The sequence below is a fragment of the Virgibacillus siamensis genome (assembly GCF_900162695.1).
GTDB classification, from domain to species: domain Bacteria; phylum Bacillota; class Bacilli; order Bacillales; family Amphibacillaceae; genus Lentibacillus; species Lentibacillus siamensis_A.
On record NZ_FUIH01000006.1, the window covers coordinates 397,846 to 412,168 of the forward strand.

16 protein-coding genes are annotated in these 14,323 nt (G+C 41.5%); 9 read left to right on the forward strand and 7 right to left on the reverse strand.

All coding sequences use genetic code 11. From position 1 onward, the window contains the following. Window positions 1-53 precede the first annotated feature (53 nt). Complete coding sequence (locus B1K71_RS02935; protein WP_077324500.1) at window positions 54-818, reverse strand: NRDE family protein; 765 nt, start codon at window positions 816-818, stop codon at window positions 54-56. A 115-nt stretch (window positions 819-933) separates the two neighbouring features. Between B1K71_RS02935 and B1K71_RS19775 the strand changes: the two genes are divergently transcribed. Beyond that, complete coding sequence (locus B1K71_RS19775; protein ID WP_175631806.1) at window positions 934-1,089, forward strand: hypothetical protein; 156 nt, start codon at window positions 934-936, stop codon at window positions 1,087-1,089. Window positions 1,090-1,136: 47 nt separating this feature from the next. On the opposite strand, the gene B1K71_RS02940 is transcribed toward B1K71_RS19775, so the two are convergent. Next, window positions 1,137-1,643: a hypothetical protein gene (locus tag B1K71_RS02940; RefSeq protein ID WP_245799128.1), complete on the reverse strand. Its 507-nt coding sequence runs from the start codon at window positions 1,641-1,643 to the stop codon at window positions 1,137-1,139. Window positions 1,644-1,779: 136 nt separating this feature from the next. Here B1K71_RS02940 and B1K71_RS02945 point away from each other — a divergent pair, with 136 nt between their 5' ends. The 3 genes from B1K71_RS02945 to B1K71_RS02955 all read left to right on the forward strand — a co-directional run bounded on the left by B1K71_RS02945 (window position 1,780) and on the right by B1K71_RS02955 (window position 3,789). Next, window positions 1,780-2,313 (forward strand): hypothetical protein, encoded by a 534-nt coding sequence (locus B1K71_RS02945; protein ID WP_077324501.1) that lies wholly within the window; start codon window positions 1,780-1,782, stop codon window positions 2,311-2,313. 215 nt (window positions 2,314-2,528) lie between these two features. Continuing rightward, complete coding sequence (gene cyoE / locus B1K71_RS02950; protein WP_077324502.1) at window positions 2,529-3,461, forward strand: heme o synthase; 933 nt, start codon at window positions 2,529-2,531, stop codon at window positions 3,459-3,461. 46 nt (window positions 3,462-3,507) lie between these two features. Continuing rightward, window positions 3,508-3,789: a GNAT family N-acetyltransferase gene (locus B1K71_RS02955; protein ID WP_077324503.1), complete on the forward strand. Its 282-nt coding sequence runs from the start codon at window positions 3,508-3,510 to the stop codon at window positions 3,787-3,789. On the opposite strand, the gene B1K71_RS02960 is transcribed toward B1K71_RS02955, so the two are convergent. Next, window positions 3,786-4,769 carry a TIGR00341 family protein gene (locus tag B1K71_RS02960; protein ID WP_077324504.1) on the reverse strand — a complete coding sequence of 328 codons (984 nt, stop codon included), beginning with the start codon at window positions 4,767-4,769 and terminating at the stop codon, window positions 3,786-3,788. The two genes, B1K71_RS02955 and B1K71_RS02960, sit on opposite strands and share 4 nt — an antisense overlap. Window positions 4,770-4,854: 85 nt before the next feature. On the opposite strand from B1K71_RS02960, the gene B1K71_RS02965 reads away from it, so the two are divergent. Further along, the gene (locus B1K71_RS02965) at window positions 4,855-5,085 is read left to right on the forward strand and encodes an excisionase family DNA-binding protein (protein ID WP_077324505.1); all 231 of its coding nucleotides are present in this window, start codon (window positions 4,855-4,857) and stop codon (window positions 5,083-5,085) included. 163 nt (window positions 5,086-5,248) lie between these two features. Here the strand turns inward: B1K71_RS02965 and B1K71_RS02970 are convergent, their stop codons facing one another. The 4 genes from B1K71_RS02970 to B1K71_RS02985 all read right to left on the reverse strand — a co-directional run bounded on the left by B1K71_RS02970 (window position 5,249) and on the right by B1K71_RS02985 (window position 10,840). Further along, window positions 5,249-6,397 carry a PTS transporter subunit EIIC gene (locus B1K71_RS02970; RefSeq protein ID WP_077324506.1) on the reverse strand — a complete coding sequence of 383 codons (1,149 nt, stop codon included), beginning with the start codon at window positions 6,395-6,397 and terminating at the stop codon, window positions 5,249-5,251. A 504-nt stretch (window positions 6,398-6,901) separates the two neighbouring features. Further along, window positions 6,902-7,879 carry a DmpA family aminopeptidase gene (locus tag B1K71_RS02975; RefSeq protein WP_139343281.1) on the reverse strand — a complete coding sequence of 326 codons (978 nt, stop codon included), beginning with the start codon at window positions 7,877-7,879 and terminating at the stop codon, window positions 6,902-6,904. A 314-nt stretch (window positions 7,880-8,193) separates the two neighbouring features. Then, the gene (locus tag B1K71_RS02980) at window positions 8,194-9,492 is read right to left on the reverse strand and encodes an alkaline phosphatase (RefSeq protein WP_245799136.1); all 1,299 of its coding nucleotides are present in this window, start codon (window positions 9,490-9,492) and stop codon (window positions 8,194-8,196) included. A gap of 334 nt (window positions 9,493-9,826) precedes the next feature. Continuing rightward, the gene (locus tag B1K71_RS02985; protein WP_077324509.1) at window positions 9,827-10,840 is read right to left on the reverse strand and encodes a DUF2804 domain-containing protein; all 1,014 of its coding nucleotides are present in this window, start codon (window positions 10,838-10,840) and stop codon (window positions 9,827-9,829) included. A gap of 309 nt (window positions 10,841-11,149) precedes the next feature. On the opposite strand from B1K71_RS02985, the gene tapA reads away from it, so the two are divergent. The 4 genes from tapA to B1K71_RS03010 all read left to right on the forward strand — a co-directional run bounded on the left by tapA (window position 11,150) and on the right by B1K71_RS03010 (window position 14,269). Continuing rightward, the gene (tapA, locus tag B1K71_RS02995; RefSeq protein ID WP_077324511.1) at window positions 11,150-12,094 is read left to right on the forward strand and encodes an amyloid fiber anchoring/assembly protein TapA; all 945 of its coding nucleotides are present in this window, start codon (window positions 11,150-11,152) and stop codon (window positions 12,092-12,094) included. Further along, window positions 12,091-12,720 (forward strand): signal peptidase I SipW, encoded by a 630-nt coding sequence (gene sipW / locus B1K71_RS03000; RefSeq protein WP_245799129.1) that lies wholly within the window; start codon window positions 12,091-12,093, stop codon window positions 12,718-12,720. The genes tapA and sipW overlap by 4 nt, the downstream gene beginning before the upstream one ends. A 74-nt stretch (window positions 12,721-12,794) precedes the next feature. After that, window positions 12,795-13,406, forward strand: a complete 612-nt coding sequence (locus B1K71_RS03005) for a TasA family protein (RefSeq protein WP_077324512.1) — start codon at window positions 12,795-12,797, stop codon at window positions 13,404-13,406. Between the two features lie 35 nt (window positions 13,407-13,441). Beyond that, window positions 13,442-14,269 carry a TasA family protein gene (locus B1K71_RS03010; protein ID WP_175631807.1) on the forward strand — a complete coding sequence of 276 codons (828 nt, stop codon included), beginning with the start codon at window positions 13,442-13,444 and terminating at the stop codon, window positions 14,267-14,269. Window positions 14,270-14,323: the final 54 nt, after the last annotated feature.

A 14,323-nucleotide genomic window follows, 5' to 3' on the forward strand; every position in this document is an offset into this window, starting at 1 on the left:
ACTCGGGTTTTCCGGTATTAAAAAAGACAGGCATTGGAACCTGTCTCTTTACATTAATCAATTTGAAACGTGAATGTATTTTCCCGTTTGAATTTTCCTTTATCATATGTTCGCTCTGTAAAAAATACGTTTTTATCACGGTCGATCAGCAGTAGCACTGAGGAGCGGGTCCCGTATTCAGGCGTCTTAATAAACGGGGGAGATAGTTTGCGTTCCAGTTCGAGACTGGCACCTGTTCCCGGAAGTTGTTCATCTGCTGCCTCGGTCGTATCGGAAATAATATCAAACAATTTATTAGGCTCTGGTGTATCAGTGGTTTGGACATATTCATTCAGTTTTGTCTTCGTTCGGGTTACTTTTGGCCATGGAGTATCCAGGAAATCATTGCTGAGTCCGTGGATGCCTGCCGGGATTTTCCTGATTTCGTTTTGGATATTGCTGTAGTAATACAATTCATCCGGTGTACCGGCTATTACATTATATCCGACAAAATTATGCTGCTCGTTTTGCAGTTCTTTCAGGTACTCTGTTGTTTTGGCTTGGTTGGACAGATAGTTTCTGATAATATTCCCGCGTGATTTTTTGCCGGCAGTCGTCTGCTCAGGGTCACGGTAATTGGTCAGTGCGGCAAACCGGCCTTGTTTGGTGATGCCAAGCCATGTACCCATTGCAGTTAAATCACGCCCCGCTAAAATTTCAGGATCATCTTCCCAAAAGTGCGCATCCATTGTCGGCCGCTGATAAAACTCATCACGGTTGGCTGCAACGATTAATTTGTATTTGGAATGGTTTTGGAATTGAAACGTTATTAAACACATCAGCAACAGTCCCTTCGCGTTCATTATACAATGGTGGACGGACCAAAGAAAATTCCCGGTTTGCTTTTAAACAGGGACAGCTTTTTGTACTATGAAATGGAAGGAGGGATAGGTAATGGAGACATCGGCGAATGAAAAGGCGCTGCGTTTGAAATCCCAGTTGGAGGAGGCGTTAAAGCCGCTTCATGATAAAATAAATTCGCTAGAACAGGAAGTGAAGGAACTGCGGAAAGAGCAAAGTGAATTAAAACAATTGCTGGAGAAAAAATAAAGCTTGTATGGAAAAGAGTCGATTATGCAGAAAATCCGGCTCTTTTTTCAATGCAGTCCGGTCAACGGCTTTAAACTGAAATAATCCAAAGCCTGATTCACATAATGGATATTATACAGCTTTTTTTCGATACAAAATTGAATAATCAGGTCATGTGTATCACTTTCGGACAGAGAAAATCCGGCGGAACGCAGCAATTTGTCTGTTTCTTTTTTTGTCAGCTCAAGTGCCAATGCCAGCGCGATTGCAGTATTCTTACTAATTCGATAATCATGGTATGATCGGATTTTGGAAAAATGTCTTCGGTCAATGCCTGCTTTTTTATAAACCTCTGAATCTGTAAAACCTTTCCGATTGATGAAATCAAATAGGACCTCATGGAGTGTCGGTTTCCGCTTATCCTTTATGAAGCCTTCCAGTTCAACCCCATCTATAGATTGCTCCAGATCGATGGTTTCTTTTATTTCATAGGGAGCGGAAACAGCAGTGATGGCATGATTCCTTATATACATCTCAAGTTCCTGTAAAAGCTTTTTGTCCAGAATTCCAATCACCCCCAAATTTGTCGCTTATCAGGCGACCAAACGATTTATCTTGTCGGCTATTATTATAGCAGAATAAGAAGGGGAGGATGATGGATATGAAAAAGATATCACGGAGATTATTTTTCTGCTGGACAGGAGCGGATCAATGGCAGGGCTGGAGAGGGATACAATTGGCGGATTTAATGCATTTCTGGATATGCAGAACCGGATGGAAGGCGAAACATATCTCACTACAGTATTGTTTGATGATATGTATGAAATGCTGTGGAACGGGGTGGATGCAAAGCAAGTAAAGTTAACCGAAAACGAGTATTATGTTCGCGGTTGTACAGCATTGCTTGATGCAATGGGAAAAACAATTCTGGCAGTTGGACGGCGGATTTCAGATGCTGCAGCGGAAAAAAAGCCGGATCATGTTATTTTTGTGATTACAACTGACGGCATGGAAAATGCCAGTAAAGAGTTTACACATGCTAAGGTTAAAGAATTAATTCGTTATCAGCAGGAAAAGTATGGCTGGGACTTTATTTTTATGGGTGCCAATATGGATTCCGTTAAGGAGGCAGACAGTATTGGCATTCAAACGGACCATGCTTTTAACTATGATACAACGAAAGAGGGAGTTGGTGTAATGTATGAAACGGTTTCCGGTTTGGTTTCAGCTAGCAGGATGAAATAGGGAAATCGTTTTATCAGTTCATGGGCAGCGGGGATATATTTATCGCCGCTGATCACTTTTTGACAGATTTTCAACGATAAGCGCTGTCGCGTGTTAAGGATTTCAAATACTGTTATAATAAAGACGAACTTATGCGATGGAAAGAACTATTTTTTATCATGGCGTTAATTGCTTTACATGAAAGATGCTTCTTGCCCGTCAAAGGGAGGATTATTATGCGTAAAGAGGATTCACTCTCTTCCGTAAATATAAAAGGATATAGTACAAGTGCGGCATCAGAGGGCGGCACCATTATGGCGGATTTAAAAGAGCTTTTTAAAGCTGTTGTTCTGATTTCAAATGTTGTACCGGTTTTTGCAGGTTTTTGGCTTGCCATTTATTTCACCGGTTCCACATTGGGAAGCCATATTGACAGCCTCGTTCTGACGGTTATTGGAAGTACGCTTGTGATGGCCGGTGCACTCATATTGAATAACTGGTATGATGTGGATATTGACAAGGTTATGGCGAGAACACAAAATCGGCCGACCGTAACGGGTAATTTTTCATTGAAGACCGTTCTGTGGACGGGGATAACTTTATCAGCTGCCGGTATGATTTTATTGTTGTTTACAACACTTGAAGCTGCGTTATACGCGTTTATCGGATGGTTTGTCTATGTGTTTTTGTATACGATGTGGTCCAAACGGAGATATACATTGAACACGGTTATTGGCAGTGTATCCGGTGCAGTGACACCATTAATCGGCTGGGCGGCAATTGAGCCTGCTAACCATATTGTTCCGATTATGCTTGCATTGGTATTGTTTATATGGCAAATCCCGCATACATTTGTCATCGCTATCCGGAAATATGATGAGTATAAGGATGCAGGTGTTCCAATGCTTCCGGTTGTACATGGATTTGAAATGACAAAACGTCAAATCGTGGTTTATATTGCATGCCTTCTCCCAATACCACTTTATTTGGCATCACTTGGAACTGTTTTTATTGTACTCGTTTCTGCATTGAATCTCGGCTGGCTTATTTTTGCAATCAGCGGACTCTTTGGAAAAGACGATTTAAAATGGGCCAACAAGATGTTTTTATTCTCCGTCAATTATTTAATGTTTGTTTTTCTGCTTTCAATTGTTGTCACAATCGTTTAGCTGCCAATACAAACGGAAATAAATGAAAGAAAAGGAGGAATGAAAAATGGGCGACATTAAAAAAGGTGATCATAAATTTTATATCGGTGATGATGAACAGAACCCTGTTGCTGAAATTACCTATAAGGAAAAAGGGAATGATGTTCTGGAAGTGGATCATACCTATACTGCCGATGAACTGCGTGGACAAGGCATTGCTGGTAAATTGGTCGGCAAAATGGTGGAATTTGCCAAAGAACAGGACAAGAAGATCGAAGCAACCTGTCCTTATGCTAAAGAGAAAATCGAAAAGACCCCTGAATACCGTGATGTACTAGCTGAAAATTAAATCAGAATAACCATTATAACTAGACTAAGTCCTATAACACCAGTGAATAAAAGGGCATTAAGCCGCGATGTGTTTGCGCTTTTAATGTCCTTCCAGTTAACGGGCTTTATGCCGCTTATCCAAAGGACAATAATAGCCGATATTAAGATGGAATTTACGTTGATTAAAAGAAGCAGCAGAGGGGTAAGGGCAGATTCCCATCTTGCTGCACCAACCATCATACCGAATACTACCGCTGTAGGCAAAACGGCAAGAGAAATCATTACTCCGACTAATTGCCCCTGTGACCTTTTGACAAATGATAATGCACCTGCACCACCAGCAGAAATGGCAACAAGTAAATCTAATATATGGACATTTGTCTGTGTAATAAATTCTCCACTGTCAGTCGGAAGTTGAAAAAGATATCCGAACAACCCGGCTATACCAATAGGAATGAAAATTGCATAGAGAGCGGTAATCACGGTTTTTTTAGCTAATTTTCCCTCACCTAACACAGAGGAAAAGGCTATTCCAATGATGGGCCTGAAGGATGGATCAATTACGTTTGCACCGAGAACAAGAGTAGGACTGTTTTGAATAACACCAACTCCGGCAACAAGTGCCGCAAAAACAGTAAACCAGGAAAAACTTGTATTAATTTCACTTGATGTTTCAACGACGGAATATAACTCATGTTTGCTTGCACGCTCAAATTCTTCCTTATTGTCTTCAGGGGTGTTTTTTTCGTGTAGCCTGCTCGGGATATGTGCTTTAACGGTATAAAGCATTGCATCAAATTCTTGCGTTTTTTGCTGCGCAAGTTTTTCAAGATAGTTCAGAATGCTTTCGGAATCTTCTTTTTTAACAAGAATTCGTATCAATATTTGTTTGTTTTTTGCAGGATAGGTCCAATGGGATACAGAATTGAATTTTGTAAGCAACTCCTTTTTATAGTCAAAGCTGTTTGGGGCATACACTTCAATCATTTGGAAATCCATTGTTATCCCTCTTCGTTTCTTTTAAGATACTCCTCATTCTTGCCGAAGTAATACATAATCATTCCTAACAGAAGGGGACATCCGTATGTATTTGACAATTAAGGAAACAGCTGAATATCTTGAACTCGATGAAGCTAAAATCCGGGCATTTGTGCTTCAGGGAAAAATCCGTGCTGTTTATGACGGCAAGCAGTACCTCATCAATAAGGATCAGTTCAGCACTCATCTGGAACAAATGGAGAAGTACCGCGAAATGATTCAGGAATATTTGCGTGAACCACTCCCGGAAGATATTGATGTGAAAGATGAGGATTGAGTCGGCTTACCGGGATGGAGCATTTTCAATTTTTCCTTTGAAGGTATTTTCTATTATAAAACATTTACATTAAGCGGGCGTTTTTCTACTTAGAAAGGTGCCCGCTTCATATACAGGGAAAATTTTTTATACACTCATCTCCCTAACCGTGGACGGCTAACTTTTATTTTGTCATATACATAGGGTCGTAATTGTTAACTGTCCGTTTACTTTCATACCCGAAAAGGTACGTTAAAACAAACCCCAAAGCGAAGGCAATTCCAATGCCAAACAGATATTGCAGGATGGGCGAAAAGGCCGGGATTGACAGTACACTCGGAAGCACAAAATCATTCATAACGGTGCCCAGGCTGCCATTGATCGCACCGCCAACAGCTCCTGCAATGGCAGCATAAACCATGGTCCGTTTATAACGCAGTATAATTCCGTAGTTTATTGCCTCCGTTGTTCCCGCCAGAACACCGGGTACAACTCCACTTGCAGCAAGTGCTTTCAGCTGTTTATCCTTTGTTTTTAGTAAAACGACAATTCCTATTCCAACCTGTGCAAACGGTGCTGCTGCCGCCATTGCAATTATTGGATCTGTACCGGTTGATAGATTTGCAATCGCAAGCGGTATGACAGCCCAATGTAACCCCATAATTGTAAGGAATGTCCAAGCGCTTCCCAATACAGCACCAGCCAAAAGACCGCTTTGATCACTTAGGAAACTAATAAGAGAACCAAGTCCTTCACCAAGCATTGATCCTATAGGACCGAATATGAGCATGGTCATCGGGACAATAATCACTAGTGAAATCATTGGGTTAATAAACAGTTGAAGGTCTTTATGTATGGTTCTTTTCAACAATTTATCCAAGCCTGCATAAACAAACATTGCGATGAAAATTGGAAAAACAGTAGAAGAATAGTTTGCTAATAAGACAGGAATGCCTAAAAAGTCAATCGACTCTACACCACCCTCTGCCAGTTTCACAATGTCCGGTGCTAGGATCGAGGCCCCGATAGCCCCTCCGACGTATCCGCTGGCACCAAGTTTAGTCGATATTGAAATACCGAGGAAAACAGGAAGAAAATAGAAAACTGAATCTCCGGCTGCAGATAAAATGATATAGGTACCGCTTTCAGGAGACATCCAACCTAACGTGGATAACACCGATAACAATGCCTTTAAAAGTCCAGCTCCCGCAAGCAGACCGATAATAGGTGCAAAACTTCCTGAAATGACACCTAAAACTTTGGATAATGCTGATTCATTCTCTTCATTTGGCAATTTTGTTTCCCGGGTATTATCTTGCTTTTGATTACTCATAGCTGTTCACCTCTGGATTTATATTTTTGCGAATAATGCAAGGGGGAGGGGAAGTTTAGTTATTCTTCACCAAGTTTTGTTCCTTCTTGTGTTTCATTTTTAGCGCTTTCATTTTGGTAGTTATTAGTTTGTTTGATAAACAAACTAATAACTATATAATATATGTAAGCGTTTTTAATTTCAAGTATTTTTTTAGATTTGTGGATCTAATTGGAGAAAAACTGCTTTAAATGGTTTCAACTTATTCAGGTCATGTTTATCATTGTGGCCTTTTCATGGCTGGATTAAAAGTATTTCTGCTGCGAAAATATGGTGTTGATGGATACGATGAGTTGTTAATTTACAGATAGATTGCCGGGTGGTTTTTCGGGATATTCATCATGGGTATGTACTTTTATACAAATGTTCCCATACAAAAACATTTGGGGAAGTATTACGGGAAACAGCATGACAAGAAGAACTCTGCCCCCGGCTGAGTAAGCATTTAAACTTTCAGGCACCTGCTCACTGGAGCGGTGCCTTTTCTACGATTCTCCCATTTCTTCCTTCTGTTGTCTCTGCACATTTCAGCGATCGGATAACCGCCTCTTCTGTTGATTCAATAACTGCCTGGAAAAGTTTATTCATAACGGGATGATCATCACGAATAAAAGAAAGTGTGCCGGTTGGGGAATCCGATTGATGCGCATATGTATTTGCTGTGGAAAATGCGATTGCAATGTCGCCGCTACCGTTATCAATATGGCTTCCGGTCCTGCCAAGTCCGGCCGCACATCGTTTGGCAAGCCGCTTTAATTGGCGGTCGTATAACGGAGCATCGGTTCCGATTACCATCATAATGGATCCGTCCGGTGTATCCATCTTTACCTTTCCGAAATCCGCAAACAAAGCCTGTTCCCGTTTTCCAAAATTACTCAGGACAAGGCAGCCGACTGTATACCCTTCCACCATTCGGGATGCTGTTCCAATCCCACCTTTATATCCGTAGCAAATCATTCCTTTACCAGCACCAACCGCACCTTCCTGAACAGGTGCCCGACTGGAGTTTTCAATCGCTTTGACAGCATGTTCCGGTTTTACAGCTTGCAGCCGCATGGAGTTTAAGTAACTGTCGTTGCATTCTCCAACTACAATATTCAACGAACTTGCCGTGTCGCCAATTTCTGCGTTCTGCTGCAGCATGTACTGTAAAGTTCCTTGAAGCACAGCACCGACACTAAATGTATTAGTCAGCATGATTGGGGATTCAAGCATTCCCAGCTCATCCACTTGCACCAGTCCCGCTGTCTTGCCATATCCATTTATCACATGACTTGCTGCTCGGGTTTTATGACGAAAAAGATTACCTTCATGCGGCAGAATGGCGGTCACACCGGTACAAATGGTTTCCTTGTCATTTATTTTTTGATAAAGGGTGACGTGCCCGGCCTGTACACCGTCAACATCAGTAATACAGTTGAATTTTCCTTTTTGCAATGCCATGTGAACATTCCTCCTAATGATTGTAATTATAGTATAGCAAACATTGGTTCCTGTATGATGAACAGGGTGGTTGGTTGATATTTCATCCTGGTTGGTTGATTCTTTGCTGATGAAGGTTGATTAATCTCCAGTGAAGGTTGATTTATTCGCCGCACTGGTTGATTATGTGTACTAAGGGTTGATATCTTGTCCACTACGGTTGATAACTCCGGAACGGTTGATATCGGAAACAACAATTAATGTGCCATTCACAGGAGTTTATATAAAAAAGCAGACTGCCTTTACTCAGCAGCCTGCTCCTACATACTTATCGCTTATTTCAAAAAGTTAAAGACTTCATTGGCAATATCGGTATTGTCAATTAATCCGGAGAAGACTTCACTTTTCGGTCCATATGCATAAACCGGAACATCCACACCAGTATGTCCGCCGGTTGTGAACCCTGCACCAGCACGCTTGTTGAATACCTCTGAAATTGTGCTGTACAGTTTGTCAAAGTCATCGGTATCAGCCGCTTGCTCAATGGTGGCCATTTCGTCATCTGTAAATTCGAAGTTTACATATTCGTTTAATACTTCTTCAGTATCAGCACCGTCTATGATCTCCTGTGCCATAAATTCCGGAGTGCGTTCAGCCGCTTTGATTGGTTCAGGATTGAAATTATATTCGCCATCCCGGCCGATGGAGAACCCGCCGGTTGAGTGATCAGCTGTCAGAACAACCTGGGTATGTTTATCCTTTTTGGCAAATTCAACTGCTGCTTCAAATGCCTTCGCAAAGTCTTCCATTTCGCTCATTGCACTTGTCACATCGTTTGCATGACCCGACCAGTCAATCTGGCTTCCTTCCACCATCAGGAAAAATCCGTTTTTCTCCTTATCCAACTGCTCAAGTGCTGCTTTCGTCATTTGTTCCAGGGAAGGGTCGGATTCCGGGCGGTCAATGGCTTTAGGCAAGCCAACCGGGGCGAATAGGCCAAGCATTTGTTCACTGTCGTTTTCCATCATTTCTTCAGTGGAAGTTACATAGTTATAACCGTCACTCTTGAAATCCTTGATAAGATTTCTGTCTTCGCGGTCAAAATAGCTTGTCCCGCCACCAAGCATAACATCCACTTTATGTTCACCATTAATCATGTCGTCAAAATAATCATCAGCAATATCATTATAATTATTTCGTGATACATCATGCGCTCCAAATGCAGCCGGAGTTGCATGATTTATTTGGGAAGTAGCCACAAGTCCGGTTGCCATCCCTTTTTCTTTCGCAGCTTCCAGTACCGTTCCTACGGGCTTGCGATCATTATCGACCGAAATTGCACCATTATAGGTTTTAATACCTGCAGCCATGGAAGTTGCTGCTGCGGCGGAGTCTGTTACATTTTCTTCCTTGTCCTCGGGGTTGGTGCTTGCCATCCCGACAAAATAATTATCAAATGCAGTGCGTTCCATTTTTGGTGTGGAAGGGTCATCATTCATGTAGCGGTATGCTGTTGTATACGCTGGCCCCATACCATCACCAATCATTACGATCACGTTTTTCACTTTTCCATTGTTGGGAGAATTGAACTTGTTCCCAGCGTCTGCGGTGGTGGATTCGGTCCCGCCAGTCATGGTCAAGACACTTCCTGCGATAAGTGCACAAATTCCTAAAACAGCCAAAAGCCTTTTGTACATGTTTCTCCTCCTCAAAAATTTTTTGTTAATCTACTTCAAGCTTAATGGAAAGGGGTTTTTAGATAAATAGTCGAATAGGTTGATATTTTGTCATATAAATTAGTAGGTTTGGAGAATTATAAAGAAAAGGTAAAAAAATAGGAGGAAGGTAGGGATAAAGTTAGATATATCTTAAAAAAGGACTGTATACTGCTGTAAAAACAGTACTTAGGTTGGGGGACGGAAGTATGGTGAGTCAAGTGAAGGCAGACCTTTTAAAAGCCTGCCTTTATTACCATGTGGCGGTGTGGTCCTCAATACATCCGAGCAGTTTATCGATCACAAGGGTATCATCATGACGAAGGGTTATTTCACCATAAAAGTGACCAACTATCTGGTACATGTTTGATTTGATTGCAAGTGCATTGAATGCGGACGTTCTTTTGTAAAATGGCTCAAAGGTCAGCCGTACCTGGTTCGATTGGATGGACCATGGCTGCATTAAATCATGGCGATTATAAATAAAGTCAACATCTTCACTTATTTTTGTAATTACCCCGTTTCGGACTGCAGCATTCTCGGTTGATCCTGTGCCATCGGTCCATTTACCGCCGAAGTTTAACCCAATGACATCATTTCCTTGGCGTCCGGAAGCCATGCCCCAGTTCCATGTACTTTTCCGCGGCCATATCCCGCGTCCAAAATCCAGAACACCGAAGTCCGTCTCAGGATTACATGAAAATGTCTTCGTTCCGATTGAGAAGGATCCATCAGCGGGCAGACAGTGGTGTTTGGCAGTGAACTGAAATTGTTTATCACTCCACGGAACTATCACGTTTAACGTCTCCATGTCTTCAGGATAATGGATGTTAATATCCGCTTTTAATTCTGCTCCCCCAAAGTCTGTACAGTGAATTTTAAGATTCATATAGTCGTTATTCCATATAAAAAATATACCTGTATCTTTACTCATAGCATTGACAGAGTCCAGAATCTCTTCCGGCATTTGAATATCTTTATTAAACGGAATAATAAACGTTTTTTCATGAAATTCCTTTGTCTCATATTCCAAATAATATATGAAGCATACAGCCGCATAATCAAGATGACTGATTGTTGCAGATAACAGTGCTTCCCGGCTGAATACACACCAGTAGTTCCATTTCTTTTTCCGCAGAAAATGACCGGACAGGTTTGCTGTGATGATCGGTTTTTTGGCCCAGCCGACACTGTCATAATTGAGATTTCCGGATTTGTCACATAATAACACAGGTTCTGTTATTTCACGTTCCATATTAACTGTCATGAAAATCACTCCTTTGTAATACCATTCGGGATTCAGCAGAAAAATCCTGCACACGTTTGTTCTATATTGAGCACAAGGATGTTCTTTAAAAAATACAAAATAATAAGTAAAATCGAGTAATTTCTTGATAGCGAACGAAAATGGGGGGTAAATTGGATATTCGGCTGTTTTTGGGGTTTTTCAAAATAGTACTTCTGGCATATACTCTACCTAAGTTCATTATAAAGAACAAAACAAAGAGTGACTTACAACATATTTTTTTACCAATATTGTTCATTAAAAAGAACAAATGTGGAAGGAGGGTTATTCATGCGGAAATCGCGTTTAAGAAAGTTCCGTAATAACTTCAAGCTCATTGTTAACGGTTCACAAATTTTTATGATCTGGTGTTGCCTTTTGATTGCCGGTACTTATTTTAATACGTACACCAATGCCAGTTTCAATGATATTGAAGAAGTAACCGGAAAAATCCATGTTGATTGGGAGCAGGAAATAGAGGATCCGCCTGGTGACGGACAGTGGGATAAAAGTTCATTGGAATCACTTACAGGAAGCGGGGACTATGGTTTCTCTTGTAAGAACGGCGTGTTTGAACTTTATTCCTATATAAAGAACAAGAATGGAAGCGAGCCAATGGCTGGACCATCGAAATTTGAGGTTCAATATGCTCCAGATGGTCAAAAAGGACCGAATAAGCCGCATCCCGGCGAAATTATTTTTGAAGGAGTAATTCCTGCGCTGGATAGCGGGGAGAAGGCAAAATTGGTTTTTGAAACGGATAACCTGCAGCCTGGAAAATATGTTTTTAAAGCCTATCAGCGGCCGGGTCACCCCGGTAAAAGCACACCATGGGGCGGAAAGATAGAGATCACACAGGAAGAAATTGATGCATGCTTTGGTACGCCTGAAACGGAGTCACAAGAAAAGAATAAAACGAAGACCACTAAGCCTGTAACGTCAGATAAACAGGATAAGGCCAAAGCCGAAAAGGAATCATCCAAGAAACCTGCTTCTGAGAAAAAGACGGAAAAGCCAAAAGTGAAAGAAGAAACGGAAAGTCAAAAGTCAAAAACTGACAAACAAGAAGAGCAGCATGATTCACCAGATACAAAAACTGATGTGAATGAAACAGTGAAACCTGAAAAAGAACAAAAGGAAAGTGAACAGACTCCAGAAAAAAAGAAGAATCAGTCAGTGGAGACCAGTAAGCAAGATGAACAAAAGGACTCTGCAAAGGAAGGTGATGCGAAATGACAAAACAAGAAGGAGGCGAACAGAAAGAAGTGAAGCGGATGACAAAGCGAAAAGTTATGAAATTTATCAGCAGCACAATTTCGACACTTCTCATCATTGTATTGGTTGGCATGACATTTCTAGTTATTTCTGCAAGAGCATCAGGTGGAGAACCGCAATTGTTCGGTTATCAGGTGAAAACCGTTTTGTCGGGATCTATGAGTCCCGAATTTGAAACCGGGTCCATCATCCTCGTTGAAAAGCTGAAACAGACGGAAAATCTGCAAAAGGGTGATGTGATTACATTCAAAGAGAACAGCGATCATCTTGTCACACACCGGATAGTCGAAGTGGTTCAACAGGGTGATGCAGTTCAATACCGAACAAAAGGTGATAATAATGAAGCCCCTGATATGAATCTTGTACTGCCGGATAACGTGGTCGCGCAGTACACCGGCTTTACAATCCCGTATGTCGGTTATCTGCTGAGCTATGCAGGGTCGCCAATGGGAGTAGCAGTACTGTTGATTGTTCCGGGATTATTTCTTCTCGGATATTCCATCATCACCATTCGTCAGGCAGTTAAGGCGGTGGAGGAGAAGGCAAAATCAGGAAGTCTGTCAGAAGAGGAAAAGCCAATTTCCTAAGATTGTTTCCCTAATAGTAGGGTTCAATATATATACATACCCAAACAGGGTAAAAAACTAAGGAGGAATCAGAAATGGAATTGAAGAAAAAAATGGGCACAGGTATCTTAGCAGGAGCATTGGGTCTATCACTCATCGCAGGAGGTACATTCGCAGCGTTTAACGATGTGGAAGCAGTCGGTAACTCGTTTGCTGCAGGGACATTGGATTTGGAGACTAGTACAGATGTTCTGTTTGATCTTAGCAACTTGAAGCCGGGTGATCATTTCACGAAGACATTGACACTTTCGAATAATGGAACGCTCGCAATTGATGAGGTTCTATTAAGTTCAGCTTCTGAAGGATGGGTAGACGCCCTTCATCAAAATCTGCCGGATAATGGTGTAAATACCGAAGCGGACTTTTTAAAGCAGTTTGAAGTAGAAGTAATGGGAAGTACTTTCAACTTAAATCAACTTGTTAACTTGCCAGAATCACAAAAAATCTCAACTGAAGGTGCAGGGGTTGCAGCTTTACAACCCGGTGATTCAATGGATTATCAAGTGAAAATTACTTTTAAAGATGATCCGACTAGATATCCTAATTCAAGACTCTTCATACAAAACAAGTACCAAGATGAAGGTACATCAGTTAATCTGAGTTTTGAAGCTACACAAATGCCTGGTGAAGATCGGAGCAATGATTAAGGAAATTATTTAAAAATCGGATGGGGGAAAGTACAATGAAAATTAAAAAGCGATTGGCATCGGGTGCAGTTACTGCAACGCTTGGGATATCCCTTATAGGGGTGGGGACATGGGCAGCTTTTAACGATGTTGAACAGGTTAATGGCAGTGTGGCAGCAGGAACACTGGATCTGGTTTTAAATGAAAGTGGAACAGCAACGAACTTTGACATATCCAAATTGAAGCCCGGCGATCACATGACACGGAATATTGAACTGACGAACGAGGGAACTTTAGCTATTAAAGATGTTCTCCTTTCAATTGAAACAGTAAGCTTCCAGGATTATACCGGTACGGAAGGTGATGGCAACTGGGGAGACAACGATGTACTTGATTATCTGAATGAGTTTACCGTCACAGTTGCAAAGGTTGGAAATGAAGGAAGCGGTGACGGTGAGTTTCCGAAAGAAATTGTTACAAATGTCAGCTTAGGGGACTTTTATTTGGCGTCTGGCACTATGGAAGGGAATCGCGCAGGGGCATCTGCAGCTGAAATTAATGCAGCCCGTCAAAGAGTATGGGGCAGTGTTGATCCGGATTATATAGATACAGCCTCCAATCGTTTGAATGTGGCAACGGTTAACCCGAATGAGTGGACTGGATTGCCGGTGGACCCTCGGGATCCGGACATCTTGCAAATATCGATTGAATTTACGGATGATCAAGCGAAAAATGATGACGGAACCTATGTTCAAAACAAATTCCAGGGAGATTCAGCAAGCATTGAATTTATGTTTGAAGCCCGGCAGTGGGACGGTCAGGACGTTTCGGATGAGGAAGGATATATTGAATCAAACGAACAAGCGGACAATGGCAATTTTTAAGAAAAATCAAAGGTAGAGAGCACTCCTCTCTACCTTACTAGTTCAATCTTGCTG